Annotated in this window: 11 protein-coding genes; 5 read left to right on the top strand and 6 right to left on the bottom strand. The window is 70.0% G+C overall.

Features of this window, described 5'->3' with window-relative positions; all coding sequences use genetic code 11:
* Nucleotides 1-464: 464 nt before the first annotated feature.
* Nucleotides 465-3,434: an AfsR/SARP family transcriptional regulator gene (locus ACWDAK_RS14570; protein ID WP_449806466.1), complete on the bottom strand. Its 2,970-nt coding sequence runs from the start codon at nt 3,432-3,434 to the stop codon at nt 465-467.
* Nucleotides 3,435-3,648: 214 nt separating this feature from the next.
* Here ACWDAK_RS14570 and ACWDAK_RS14565 point away from each other — a divergent pair, with 214 nt between their 5' ends.
* The gene (locus ACWDAK_RS14565; protein WP_427393570.1) at nt 3,649-3,879 is read left to right on the top strand and encodes a hypothetical protein; all 231 of its coding nucleotides are present in this window, start codon (nt 3,649-3,651) and stop codon (nt 3,877-3,879) included.
* Nucleotides 3,880-4,025: 146 nt separating this feature from the next.
* Here ACWDAK_RS14565 and ACWDAK_RS14560 read toward each other — a convergent pair whose 3' ends face one another.
* Nucleotides 4,026-5,693 carry a fumarate hydratase gene (locus ACWDAK_RS14560; protein WP_344638673.1) on the bottom strand — a complete coding sequence of 556 codons (1,668 nt, stop codon included), beginning with the start codon at nt 5,691-5,693 and terminating at the stop codon, nt 4,026-4,028.
* Between the two features lie 262 nt (nt 5,694-5,955).
* On the opposite strand from ACWDAK_RS14560, the gene ACWDAK_RS14555 reads away from it, so the two are divergent.
* Both ACWDAK_RS14555 and ACWDAK_RS14550 read left to right on the top strand, forming a co-directional pair.
* Complete coding sequence (locus tag ACWDAK_RS14555; RefSeq protein ID WP_425557758.1) at nt 5,956-6,675, top strand: DUF1707 SHOCT-like domain-containing protein; 720 nt, start codon at nt 5,956-5,958, stop codon at nt 6,673-6,675.
* Nucleotides 6,676-7,107: 432 nt separating this feature from the next.
* Nucleotides 7,108-7,473 (top strand): WhiB family transcriptional regulator, encoded by a 366-nt coding sequence (locus tag ACWDAK_RS14550; RefSeq protein WP_344638736.1) that lies wholly within the window; start codon nt 7,108-7,110, stop codon nt 7,471-7,473.
* A 109-nt stretch (nt 7,474-7,582) separates the two neighbouring features.
* Here the strand turns inward: ACWDAK_RS14550 and glpX are convergent, their stop codons facing one another.
* The gene (gene glpX / locus ACWDAK_RS14545) at nt 7,583-8,620 is read right to left on the bottom strand and encodes a class II fructose-bisphosphatase (protein ID WP_344638671.1); all 1,038 of its coding nucleotides are present in this window, start codon (nt 8,618-8,620) and stop codon (nt 7,583-7,585) included.
* A 215-nt stretch (nt 8,621-8,835) separates the two neighbouring features.
* Between glpX and ACWDAK_RS14540 the strand changes: the two genes are divergently transcribed.
* Entirely contained in the window at nt 8,836-9,357 is a 522-nt protein-coding gene (locus ACWDAK_RS14540; protein WP_344638670.1) for a DUF4245 domain-containing protein, read from the top strand.
* Between the two features lie 66 nt (nt 9,358-9,423).
* On the opposite strand, the gene ACWDAK_RS14535 is transcribed toward ACWDAK_RS14540, so the two are convergent.
* The 3 genes from ACWDAK_RS14535 to xseA form a co-directional block, all read right to left on the bottom strand.
* Complete coding sequence (locus ACWDAK_RS14535; protein ID WP_344638669.1) at nt 9,424-10,035, bottom strand: malonic semialdehyde reductase; 612 nt, start codon at nt 10,033-10,035, stop codon at nt 9,424-9,426.
* Nucleotides 10,036-10,176: 141 nt separating this feature from the next.
* On the bottom strand, nt 10,177-10,428 hold the full coding sequence (locus tag ACWDAK_RS14530; RefSeq protein ID WP_344638668.1) for an exodeoxyribonuclease VII small subunit: 252 nt from the start codon (nt 10,426-10,428) through the stop codon (nt 10,177-10,179).
* A 99-nt stretch (nt 10,429-10,527) separates the two neighbouring features.
* The gene (gene xseA, locus ACWDAK_RS14525) at nt 10,528-11,745 is read right to left on the bottom strand and encodes an exodeoxyribonuclease VII large subunit (protein ID WP_344638667.1); all 1,218 of its coding nucleotides are present in this window, start codon (nt 11,743-11,745) and stop codon (nt 10,528-10,530) included.
* A gap of 167 nt (nt 11,746-11,912) precedes the next feature.
* Between xseA and ACWDAK_RS14520 the strand changes: the two genes are divergently transcribed.
* A complete protein-coding gene (locus tag ACWDAK_RS14520; RefSeq protein WP_344638666.1) occupies nt 11,913-12,896 on the top strand; it encodes a 4-hydroxy-3-methylbut-2-enyl diphosphate reductase in 984 nt (327 codons plus the stop codon).
* Nucleotides 12,897-12,991 lie beyond the last annotated feature (95 nt).

Below are 12,991 nucleotides of genomic sequence, written 5' to 3'. Positions count from 1 at the left end.
TGCTGCCTGTTGCCCTGCTGGTTTCCGTGTCCCGCTACTCGCTGTCGTGCCCGCCGGCGCGCCGGGCTTCCCCGCTCGGGCCCCCGCTCGGTCCGTTTTCCTCCCGGCAGTGCTTCGGGCACACTGCACTGGCCTTTGAGAATAGGCGTGATCACTCGGCGATGGGATCCCTTTCCGGCCAACTCGTCTTCGTTGGGACGAATTTGGCCGGGATCGTCGGAGCACATCGGGGCAGGAGGGGGTGGTGCGGGCAGCTGCCCCGCGCCGCACAGTTCATCGAGCGCCGCGCCTCTGAACTGCGGAAACGCGATTGGCGACGGCGTTTATTGAACGTCAATCGGCGTCTGTCAGAGTTCTTTCAGCGCCGGGGAAGCGTCAGGGCGTTCCCGCAGCCGGGGGGCTGCGGGAACGCCGACGGCACGGGGGAACTGACGCACGGGGGATCTCCTGTCGGGGGACGGAGATCACGGCGCAGGGGGAGCGGAGGGCTCGGTGTGCTGCTGCTCGATGAGGTCCCGTAGGGGGAGGGCCTCGGGCACACCGAGCCGCGTGAAGATCGAGTGCGCCTCCTGGAGACAGGCCAACCCACGTGCGGGCTGTCCCAACTCCAGGAGCGCCTCACCCAATGCCGCGTTCGCCAGGCCCTGGCAGTAGGCGGCATCCAGCTCCTGCGCGATCGCCAGCGCCTCCTCCGCCGCCTCGGCGGCTTCCGGAGGCTGACCGTCCGCCAGCAGGCAGGGCGCCAGCCTCGCCAGCGAGTAGCCTTCCCAGATCCGCCGCTGATCGGACTGGTACAGCCGGTGCGCCTCCCGCAACTGCGCCGCGGCCTCCCCGGGCGACCCGGTGGACCGCAGCACCACGCCGAGCTGGTACAGCGTGTCCGCCAGGCACGGCGTGTTCCCCGACGAGCGCGCCGCCTCCACGGCGGCCTGCGCGGAGCTGACGGCTTCGTCGTGCTGACCGAGCCCGATGTGCGCCCGCGCTACGTTGCCCAGCAGCCGGGCTTCGCTGATCCTGGCGCCGAGGCTGCGGCTGATCAGCCCGGCCTCCTGGAAGAACGGGAGGGCCTCGGCCGGCTTGTCGGCAAGGTTCAGGACGACGCCGAGCAGGTTGGCGGCATTGATGCGCAGCTGGGTCTCGTCGTCGTCACCCTGGAACTCCAGGCTGCGCCGGAAGGAGATCTCCGCGTCGTGGTACTCACCGGCGACATGCTGAAGGAACCCGAGCGCAAGCTGGATTCGCGCGAGGACGGGGGCGTCCGGCTGGGACCGTGCGCTGGCCTCAGCCGTGTCCAGCGCCAGCCGGATGCGCTGTCCGTGGGTCGGGTCCTCGACCAGGCCGTTCAGCACGATGAGTATGTCGACGGCAGGCCGCAGCAGTTCCAGGGGCTCCAGAACCGCCGCTTCGACACTGCTCAGCACCAGGGCGAGTTCCGACCGGAGCCAGCTGCGCGCGTCGTCGCTGTCCGCGAGGGACAGTCCGGATGAGACCGTCTGGTGGAGCGACTCGGTCAGTATGTCGTCAGGCTCGATCGCCTGCGCCGCATTCCGCATGGTGGCAAGGAGCGCGTCCAGCAGCCGCAGCAGGGCGGCACGTTGGTCGGAGGTGTCCTCGATCTTCTCGTTCTGCCGCTGGGCGAAGAGCCGGAGCAGGTCGTGATACCGGTACCGGCCGGGTGTGAAGCACTCCAGCATGTTCGCCTCGACCAGCGCCTCTGCCAGGGCTTCCGCCTCTTCCTCGCTCGTACCGAGCAGGAATGCGGCCGCTGCGAGCGGAAGATCAGGTGAATCGACAAGGGAGAGCAGACGGAAGGCTCGAGCCTCGTCCGACTTCAGCTGCCCGTAGCCCAGACCGATGGTGGTCTCCACGGCCAGGTTCCCGAGCTGGAGCTCGCTCAGCCGCCTCCGCTGGTCCGCTAACCGACGGGCCAGATCGGAGACGCTCCATCGCGGTCTGCTGGCCAGCCGGGCAGCGGCGATTCGGACTGCCAGCGGCAGGAAGCCACAGGCCCTGACGACCGCCAGGGAGGCTTCGGGCTCGGCCATTACACGCTGTTCGCCGACAATGGCCGAGAACAGGGCCAGCGCCTCCTTCGGAGTCAGCTCCTCGACATCCACCAGGTGGGCACCGGGCAATTCGGCCAGGCGGGACCTGCTGGTCACCAGGACCGCACTACTGGACACCCCCGGGATCAGCGGCTGTAGTTGTTGGGCATCTTTGGCGTTGTCGAGCAGGATGAGCATTCGGCGGTCGGCAAGCAGTGATCGATACAGCGCCGCGCGCTGCTCGAGTGTGTCCGGGGTCTCCGAAGCCCCCAACGCATAGAGGAAGTCGCCGAGGACCACCGCGGGATCGGCAGGGGAGGCACCCGCACCGCGCAGGTCGGTGTACAACTGACCGTCCGGAAACTCGGAACGAAGCCGATGGGCTACGTGGACGGCCAGCGTGGTCTTGCCGACTCCGCCGATCCCTGCCAGCGACGTGACAACCACGGCCTGTCCGGAACCGCTGCCCAGGACGTTCTGGAGTTCATCGACCAGTTCCGCACGGCCGCTGAAGTCGGACACATCGGCGGGCAGTTGCGCAGGCGGGACGAACGTTGCTGCCTCGTCAGCGGTGCTCGCCCGGACAAAGGACAAGGGCGTGGGCATGAGACTGGGGTCGCCAGCCAGGATTCTGGCGTGTACCGACCCGAGTCCGGCTCCTGGTTCGACGCCCAGTTCCTCGATCAACAGCTTGCGCGTATCCGTGTAGACGCCGAGCGCCTCCGCTTGGCGGCCACATCGGTACAGCGCCAACATCAGGAGCTCACGGAGTCGTTCGCGCAATGGGTGCTCGGCGGCGAGCGAACTCAGTTCGGCAACCGTCTCCGAGTGGAGCCCGATCTCCAGCGCTGCCGCACAACGCTCCTCAGCTGCGGTGATCTGACGTTCTGCCAGGCGCATCCGCTGTGTTTCGGCGTACGGCCCGGGGATTCCGGCTAGCGGACGGCCACTCCACAACGACAGGGCGGAGGCGAGAAGGCGATGTGACTCACGGAAGTCGCCTTCGGCCTTCGCGGTGGCCGCCGCCGCGAATTCGCTTTCGAATGCCGCCAGATCGAGGGCCTCGGGGGGGATGCGCAGCGCATAGCCGTCACTCACCGAGACCAGCAGCTCGGCAGGGGCACGCACTTCACGATGGGGCTCGATCACTGTTCGCAGGCGTGATACATACGTGCGCAGCGCGGCCACTGCCTGCGGCGGAGGACGGTCACCCCAGAGGCCGTCTACCAGGTCCTGAGTCGTCACGGGCCGTCCGTGATTGAGCAGAAGGGCGACCAGGACGGCTTGTTGTTGCGGTGACCCGAGGGAGAGAGGCTGGTCCCCGAGCCATGCTTGGACGGGACCGAGCACCTGGAAGCACAGCGCGTGCGGCTTCCCCTGAAGCTCCATGAGATCCCCCGATGGCATTGATGTGCTTCCCGAGCATCACGCTCCACGGTCTCGCGTGAGGCGCCAGCTTATGAGGAAGCGGGCAAACGTTGGAGAAGAAGACACGCCTCGGGGTGTTTATAAGACATTTAACGAACACTACGATACTTGGCTCGCGCCTTGACTCTCCGGTCGGGCCGAAGAGACCTGATGACCCGAAAGGCGGCTTTGATCCATGGCCGACACCAACACCACCACCGCTGCTCCGGGTGAGAGCCCGGTCGTGCCCCAGCAGCCCGCGCCCGTTGAGCACACGCTCCCGGCCGCCGATGCCCAGCCGATTCTCGACGTCCTCGGCGGCCTTGCCGACGAGAACGAGGCCCAGGCCACTCCCGGAGCGGATGCGCCGCGGCCCAAGAAGGACGGTGGTTTCGAGCCGCTCGGTACGGTCATCAACCACCCGTAACGAGAAAGGTCCTTGTGCCCTGCTCCGCCCTTCGTGGTGGCGCAGGGCATTTGTGTGCGGCCGGACAGGTGCCGCCCGACCGGCAGAGCCGCCCCGCCCGCGCCGCGAACGGCCGCAGGCAGGGCGGCTCAAAAGCCGCTACACCGCTACTGCGCCGAGCGGACCCGCAGGTTGGTGATCAGCGGACCGTCCGTCACCTCGGCGAAGAAGTCGTTGCCCTTGTCGTCGACGACGATGAAGGCCGGGAAGTCCTCGACCTCGATGCGCCAGACGGCCTCCATGCCGAGCTCGGGGTACTCCAGGACCTCGACCTTCTTGATGCAGTCCTGGGCGAGGCGGGCCGCGGGTCCGCCGATCGAGCCGAGGTAGAAGCCGCCGTGCTTGGCGCAGGCCTGGGTGACCTGCTTCGAGCGGTTGCCCTTGGCGAGCATGACCATCGAGCCGCCGGCCGCCTGGAACTGGTCGACGTAGGAGTCCATCCGGCCGGCCGTGGTCGGGCCGAAGGAGCCGGAGGCGTAGCCCTCGGGGGTCTTGGCGGGGCCGGCGTAGTAGACCGGGTGGTCCTGCATGTACTGCGGCATGCCCTCGCCTCGGTCCAGGCGCTCCTTGATCTTGGCGTGCGCGATGTCGCGGGCCACGACCAGGGTGCCGCTGAGCGAAAGCCGGGTCTTGACGGGGTACTTGGACAGCTGCGACCGGATCTCGGACATCGGCCGGTTCAGGTCCACCCGCACGACCTCGTCGTCCAGGTGCTCGTCGGTGGTGTCCGGCAGGTACTTGGCCGGGTCGGTCTCCAGCTGCTCCAGGAAGACGCCCTCGGCGGTGATCTTGCCCAGCGCCTGGCGGTCGGCCGAGCAGGAGACGGCCATCGCGACGGGCAGCGAGGCGCCGTGCCTGGGCAGGCGGATCACCCGGACGTCGTGGCAGAAGTACTTGCCGCCGAACTGCGCACCGATACCGATCTTCTGGGTCAGCTCGAAGACCTTCTGCTCCAGCTCCAGGTCGCGGAAGCCGTGACCGGTCTTCGCGTCCCCACCGGTCGGCAGGTTGTCCAGGTAGTGCGCCGAGGCGTACTTGGCGGTCTTCAGCGCGAACTCGGCGCTGGTGCCGCCGACCACGATCGCCAGGTGGTACGGGGGGCACGCGGCCGTGCCCAGCGAGCGGATCTTCTGCTCCAGGAAGGAGAGCATCGACGACTCGTTGAGGATCGCCTTGGTCTCCTGGTACAGGTACGACTTGTTGGCGCTGCCGCCGCCCTTGGCCATGAAGAGGAACTTGTACGCGTCGCCGTCGGTGGCGTACAGCTCGATCTGGGCCGGCAGGTTGTTGCCGGTGTTCCTCTCGTCCCACATGGTGACCGGGGCCATCTGCGAGTAGCGCAGGTTCAGCTTGGTGTACGCGTCGTACACACCGCGCGCGATGGCGGACTCGTCCGAGCCCGCGGTCAGCACGTTCTGGCCGCGCTTGCCCATGACGATCGCGGTACCGGTGTCCTGGCACATCGGCAGGATGCCGCCGGCCGAGATGTTGACGTTCTTCAGCAGGTCCAGCGCGACGAAGCGGTCGTTGGGGCTGGCCTCGGGGTCGTCCAGGATGCGGCGCAGCTGGGCGAGGTGGGCCGGGCGCAGGTAGTGCGAGATGTCGTGCATCGCCTCGGCGGTGAGCAGCCGCAGGGCCTCCGGCTCGACCTGCAGGAAGGTTCGGCCCCCGGCCTCGAAGGTGCTGACGCCATCGGAGGTCAGCTTGCGGTAGGGGGTGGTGTCCGCACCGAGCGGCAGGAGGTCGGAGTATTCGAACTCTGGCGTGGGAGCCATGGGGGAGGTCCTTAACTGATTCGGCTGCGACGACGAAGCACCCCCAAGGGTAGGCGGCGGACCGGGTACCGGTGCGGGCAGGTGGGCCTGCGTGACGGGGGTCACGCGGATCGCGGCGGACTGGGCTGAACTGCCGTTCGGCCGGGGCCGTGATGGCTAGTCTTGGCCCGTGGACAACTCGTCGTCGCCGCAGGACAAGTCGCAGAACGGGCCGCAGGACAAGCCGTCGCCGCAGCAGGACCCGGGGCTGCCGCCCGTCTCCATGACCAAGCCCGAACGATCGCCCGCACCCGAGCGGGCGCCCGCCCCGAAGCCGGCTCCGGCCCTCATCGACACCGCGGCCGTCCCCGAGGCCGAGATGCGGGCCTCGGACGCCGACCGCGAGCGGGTCGCCGAACTGCTGCGCGACGCGTACGCGGAGGGACGGCTCACGATGGAGGAGCACGCCGACCGCATCGAGGCGGCGTACGGGGCCAGGACGCTCGGCGATCTCGTACCGCTGACCCGGGACCTGCCCGCGCACCGGCCGATCTCGATGGAGAAGCCCCCGCTGCGGCAGCCGGAGCCGGAGCCCGCACCGGCGTCCAGGCCGCCGGCCCGCCAGGAGGCGCCGACCATGGTGGCGGTCTTCGGCGGCGCGGAGCGCAAGGGGCGCTGGCGGGTCGGACCGTACCTGCGCGCGGTGGCGGTGTTCGGTGGGGTGGAGATCGACCTCACGGACGCGGTGTTCGAGTCGCCGGAGGTGGTCATCGAGGTGACCGCGATCTTCGGTGGGGTGGAGATCCGGGTGCCGGAGAACGTGAGCCTGCACGGCGGTGGCGTCGGCATCTTCGGCGGTTTCTCGGTCCGCGAGCAGACGGCGGCCGATCCCTACGCGCCGGTGGTCCGGGTGAAGGGCGCGGCGGTGTTCGGCGGCTGTGAGGCAAGGCCGCGCCGGGGCAAGAAGTTGCGCGAGTGGGCGCGCAGGCAGCTCGACCGCTGACCGCCCCCTCGCGGAAGAGCAGAACACCTGTCCGGCCGGGCAGTTGGACCGTTGCCCGGCATCCGGATCCTCAACCACCGCACCGGCCAGGACAGTTGCCTACGTCCAGGCCGGTGCCGCCGTTTCGCGGCCTGGGGGCGGACCGGGGTGAACCGTCAACAGGGCTTCCGGCACTCACCGTTGGGATGAGTGCAGTCCGTAGTCGGTCGGGTGCGTTGTGCATGAACCGGGATACCGCTGGGTAGTTCCTCCCGCACATCGTTTCTTGTACGGCTGTGACCCCGGAGACGGCAGACGCCGAAGCGGCCGAGGCCCGACGGGGTGAGCACGGGGCAGCCGGGCAGTGACGCGAGCCTTCCCCCGAGTCTCGAAACGTCGTAGGAGTAAGCCGTGCTGCATCCGATCGAGTCCAGCGTCCGTACCACCGTGTTGATGGCGGGGCGACGCAGTCCCACCGGCCTGCTTGGCGCCGGGACGCAGCAGCTCGACCGCCCCGAGGACAGTCCCTGGCACACCGGAGCGGCCTGCCGCCGCGACGAGGCCGGACTGTTCTTCGCGCCTTCGAAGGAGCCCACCGCGGCCCGGCTCTCCCGGGAGGAGCAGGCCAAGCAGGTCTGCGCCCGCTGCCCGGTGCTGCTGGAGTGCCGGGAACACGCGCTGGTCCAGCCGGAGCCGTACGGGGTGTGGGGTGGGCTGACCGCGGCCGAGCGGCGCGTGGTGCTGGCCCGGCGGCGGCGCCGCGACGGCGAGTTGCGGGAGGCCCGGCGGGTGGGCGAGCAGCGGCGGATAGCGGGGTGAAACGGCCGGTGGGCCTCGGGGAGACTCTCCCGAGGCCCACCGGTCGTTCTGCGGTCCGCTGCCGGGGGCCGCCCAGCGGCGTGCCGGTCGTCGTCGGTCGGCGCCGCCGTCAGTTGGCGCGGTCGAAGTCGATCGCGCTGTAGGCCCGCAGCTTCGAGAGCTTGTGCACCGAGTCGATCTGGCGGATCGTGCCGCTCTTGGAGCGCATCACCAGCGAGCTGGTGGTGGCGGTCTCCTGGCGGTAGTGGACGCCGCGCAGCAGCTCGCCGTCGGTGATGCCGGTGGCGACGAAGAACACGTTCTCGCCGCTGACCAGGTCGTCGGTGCTGAGCACGCGGTCCAGGTCGTGGCCCGCGTCCAGCGCCTTCTGCCGCTCGGCCTCGTCCTTCGGCCACAGCCGGCCCTGGATGACGCCGCCCATGCACTTCATCGCGCAGGCCGCGATGATGCCCTCGGGGGTGCCGCCGACGCCCATCAGCAGGTCGATGCCGGTGCCCTCGCGGGCGGCCATGATGGCGCCGGCCACGTCGCCGTCCGAGATGAACTTGATCCGGGCGCCCGCCTCGCGGATCTCCCGGACCAGGCCGTCGTGGCGCGGGCGGTCCAGCAGGACCACGGTGACGTCCTCGACCGCGCTGCCCTTGGCCTTGGCCACCCGGCGGATGTTGACGGCCGGCGGGGCGGTGATGTCGACGAAGTCGGCGGCCTCGGGGCCGGCCACCAGCTTGTCCATGTAGAAGACCGCGCTGGGGTCGAACATGGTGCCGCGGTCGGCCACGGCCAGCACCGCGACTGCGTTGTTCATGCCCTTGGCGGTCAGCGTGGTGCCGTCCACCGGGTCCACGGCGACATCGCACTCGGCGCCGGTGCCGTCGCCGACCCGCTCGCCGTTGTAGAGCATCGGGGCCTCGTCCTTCTCGCCCTCGCCGATGACGACCACGCCGTTCATCGAGACGGTGGAGACGAGGGTGCGCATGGCCTTCACGGCCGCGCCGTCGGCGCCGTTCTTGTCGCCTCGCCCGACCCAGCGGCCGGCCGCCATGGCGGCGGCCTCGGTGACCCGGACGAGTTCGAGGGCGAGGTTCCGGTCCGGAGCCTCCGGGGCGACCTCGAGGGATCGAGGGAGGTTGTGCGGGTGGGTGGTCATCGTCGTTACCTCTCTGTACGCGACGGCCAGCGAGCGCCCGACTACTGCCTGGTCGAACGCCGTGATGAGGGTGCTGCGATCGTATCTGGCTACGAGATGACTGTCTGTGGCGCCCACCGTCGCTACCTGCGATTCTGGGCGGTTTTGAGCCGTTTCCGCCTCCGACGCGGACCCCGGGTGCAGGGTGCGGGGTCCCGATGGTTCACCATGAGGGGGTGGCAGGCAACAGCAGCATGAAGGGCCGGCAGACGGTACGGGACATGGTCCTGTCGATGGCGGCTATCGGTGTCGTGGTCGCGGTGGGATACCTGTTCCTCCCGCACGGCGGTGGCGACGGCGTACACGTCGTGGACTACCGCTCCTCGCTCGCCTCGGCGAAGCGCGCCGCTCCCTACCCGCTGCTGGGGCCCGAGGGCCTCTCCGACAAGTGGCGGGCCACCTCGGTGGAGTACGGCCAGGACGCCAAGGGCAACGCCACCTGGCACCTGGGCTTCGTCACCCCGTCCGGTGACTACGCGGCCATCGAGCAGAGCAACGGCGCCCGGGACCAGGTCATCGAGAACGTCGTGGCCGGCGCCAAGCCGGACGGCAGCGCCACGGTCGGCGGCAAGCCGTGGGAGCGCTACCAGGGCAGCCAGTACCGCGGCCTGACCGTCCAGACCGGCAGCGCCACCACAGTGGTCACCGGCAGCGCCTCGTACCAGGAGCTCTCCGAGCTCGCCCAGTCGCTGAAGTGACCCGTACGGCGAAACGGCCCCCGGCTCTCGGAGCCGGGGGCCGTTCGTGTTGCGGCGGACCTGGGGTCAGACCGTGGTGACGACCTGGTCGTACTCAAGCCGCGGGCTGCGCGGGAACCAGGCGTCCTCACCCGGCATGCCGATGTTGACCACGGCAAGCACCGAGTGGTCGCCCTCGGGGAAGAACTCCTTGTTGATGGCCGCGGCGTCGAAGCCGGTCATCGGGCCGGCGGCCAGACCGGCGGCGCGGACGCCGATGATGAAGTACGCGGCCTGCAGGGCGCCGTTCAGGGCGGCGGAGGACTCGCGGGTCGAGCGCTCCGCGAAGAAGACGTCCTTGGCCTGCGGGAAGTGCGGGAAGACGGTCGGCAGTTCCTCGTGGAACTCGTTGTCCTGGGCCAGGATCGCGACCAGCGGGGCGGCCGAGGTCTTCGCCTGGTTGCCCTCGGCCATGTGCTGCACCAGGCGCTCACGGCCCTCGGGGGTGCGGACCAGGACGATGCGCAGCGGCTGCTGGTTGAACGCCGTCGGGCCGTACTTGATCAGATCGTAGATCGCCTGGACCTGCTCGTCGGTGACCGGCTCGTCGGTGAACGAGTTCGCGGTGCGGGCCTCGCGGAAGAGCAGGTCCTGGGCGGCGGCGTCGAGCACCAGGGCGTCGTTGGCTGCGATAGTCATGCTTCTACACCTTTTGCTGGAGACGAAAGCGTCGGGGCGGCACCGTCGCCGCTCGGCTGGTCCAACAGTAGGTGAAACTTAAACTATTCCGCAAGAAGGCCGTGACGCGGCTCACGTTCCCGGCCCTGTCACCGGTCGGTCCTAGGCGTCCGCGCTGTCGGCTCCCTCCTGCTCGGCCGCCAGGGTCGCGTCCAGCCGCGCCCGCGCACCGTCCAGCCAGCGCTGGCAGACCTTCGCCAGCTGCTCGCCGCGCTCCCACAGCGCCAATGACTCCTCCAGCGGGACACCGCCCGCCTCCAGCTGTCGGACCACCTCCAGCAGCGCGTCCCTGGCCTGCTCATAACCCAGGGCGTCGTCGTCGTTCCCCGGGCCTGTCACCTGCTGATCTGCCATGCCGCCCAGCCTAGGTGCCACCCCTGACAGCAGGGCGGGCCGTCGGGTCCGGGCGTGGGAAACCGGTGGAGGCGCAGGAAGCCGGCGAAGGCGCCGCCGCTACACGTTGGCTTCGCCGACCGTCACGTCGAAGGCGCCCTCGGCGACCTTGGCGTGCAGCTGTTCGCCGGCCGCGACCTGTGCCGGATCGGTCACCACGTGTCCGTCCGTCCGCTGCAGCACGGCGTACCCCCGCTCCAGCGTGGCCAGCGGCGAGAGCGCCACAACCCGCGCCAGGGTGTGCCCCAGGTCCGACTCCGCGGCGTCCAGCCGGTGGCCGAGGCAGCGCCGGGCCCGCTCGACCAGTGCGGCCACCTCGTCGGCCGGCCCGTCCACCAGCCGGTGCGGAGCGGCGAGCACCGGACGGCTCCGCACGCTCGCAAGCCCGGCCAGCTCCCGTTCGACCCGCCCGAAGACCTGCCGACGCGCCCGGTCCCGCAGCTGGTGCACCTTGGTCAGCTCCTCCCCGACATCCGGCACGACCCGCTTGGCGGCGTCCGTCGGAGTCGAGGCCCGCAGATCGGCGACCCAGTCGAGCAGCGGCTGGTCCGGTTCGTGCCCGATCGCGCTGACCACCGGCGTGCGGGCGGCGGCCACCGTCCGCACCAACTCCTCGTCGGAGAACGGCAGTAGATCCTCGACGCTGCCGCCGCCCCGGGCCACGATGATCACGTCGACCTCGGGGTGCGCGTCCAACTCCCGTACCGCGGCCGACACCTGGGCCACCGCGCTGACCCCCTGCACCGGTACGTTGCGCACCTCGAAGCGGACGGCGGGCCAGCGGCGCCGCGCGTTCTCCAGGACGTCCCGCTCGGCGGCCGAACCGCGCCCGGTCACCAGGCCGATGCAGTGCGGCAGGAAGGGCAGCGGCCGCTTCCGCTCCGCCGCGAACAGCCCCTCGGCCGCCAGCCGCCGCTTCAGGTGCTCCAGCCTGGCGAGCAGCTCGCCCAGCCCCACCAGTCGGATCTCGGAGGCCCGCAGCGAGAGCGTGCCGCGCGCCAGGTACCACTCGGGCTTGGCGAGCAGGATGATCCGCGAGCCCTCCTGGACGTCCTCGGCCACCCGGTCGAACACCGCCCGGAAGCACGTCACGGTCAGCGAGACGTCCCGCTCAGGGTCACGCAGGGTCAGGAACACCACACCGGCCCCCGGGCGCCGGCTGAGCTGGGTGATCTGCCCCTCGACCCACACCTCGCCGAGCCGGTCGATCCAGCCCCCGATCAGCGCGGAGACCTTGCCGACCGGGATGGGCGCCTCAGGTGAACTGGTGTTGGCCATGCGTACGAGGCTATCCCCGGCGACCGACAGCGGAGGCCACCCTGGACGGCCCGGCGGTGGGCACCGGGCCGTGGCTTCCGGCGCCGCCCGTCCGCTCGGCGGCGCAGGCCACGCGCGCGGGACGGTACCGCCGTCGCGGTCCGAACGGGGGAGGGTGGGCCCGTACCATGGGTGCCATGTCCAACACTGCTCAGCGCCGCGTCCTGCTCGCCGCCCCCCGGGGTTACTGCGCGGGCGTCGACCGCGCCGTGATCGCCGTGGAGAAGGCCCTTGAGCAGTACGGGGCGCCGATCTACGTCCGCAAGCAGATCGTGCACAACAAGTACGTCGTGCAGACCCTGGAGAAGAAGGGCGCGATCTTCGTAGACGAGACGGAGGAGGTGCCCGAGGGCTCGATCGTGGTCTTCTCGGCGCACGGTGTCGCCCCCTCGGTGCACGACGAGGCGAAGGCCGGCAAGCTCGCCACCGTCGACGCCACCTGCCCCTTGGTGACCAAGGTCCACAAGGAGGCCGTGCGGTTCGCGGACGAGGACTACGACATCCTGCTGGTCGGCCACGAGGGCCACGAGGAGGTCATCGGCACGATGGGCGAGGCCCCGGACCGGATCCACCTGGTGGACGGCGCCGAGGACGTGGCCAACGTGCAGGTGCGCGACGAGTCCAAGGTCGTCTGGTTGTCCCAGACCACCCTCTCGGTGGACGAGACCATGGCCACCGTCGACCAGCTGAAGCAGCGCTTCCCGCTGCTGGTCAGCCCGCCCAGCGACGACATCTGCTACGCCACCCAGAACCGCCAGGTCGCGGTCAAGAAGCTGGCCCCGGAGACCGACCTGCTGATCGTGGTCGGCTCCAAGAACTCCTCCAACTCCGTCCGCCTGGTCGAGGTCGGTCTGGAGTACGGCGCCAAGGCCGCGCATCTGGTCGACTTCGCCGACGAGATCGACGAGGCCTGGCTGGAGGGCGTCACCACGGTCGGCCTGACCAGCGGCGCCTCGGTGCCGGAGATCCTGGTCGAGGGTGTGCTGGCCTTCCTCGCCGAGCGCGGCTTCGCCGACGTGGAGATCGTCAAGACCGCCGAGGAGCACCTGACCTTCTCGCTGCCCAAGGAGCTGCGCCGCGACCTGCGTGCCGAGGCCGCCGAGAAGCTCTGAACGCCGCCGCGATGCCCGGGAGCCATGGGGCCCCGGGCATCGTCGCGTCCGGCCCCGGGTATCAGCAGGCGGGCGCCGGCCGGCGCCCGTACGTT

The organism is Kitasatospora sp. NPDC001175, assembly GCF_053598215.1.
Note: the sequence above shows the minus strand (reverse complement) of the source record. Positions and strands in the feature narration are given on the sequence as shown.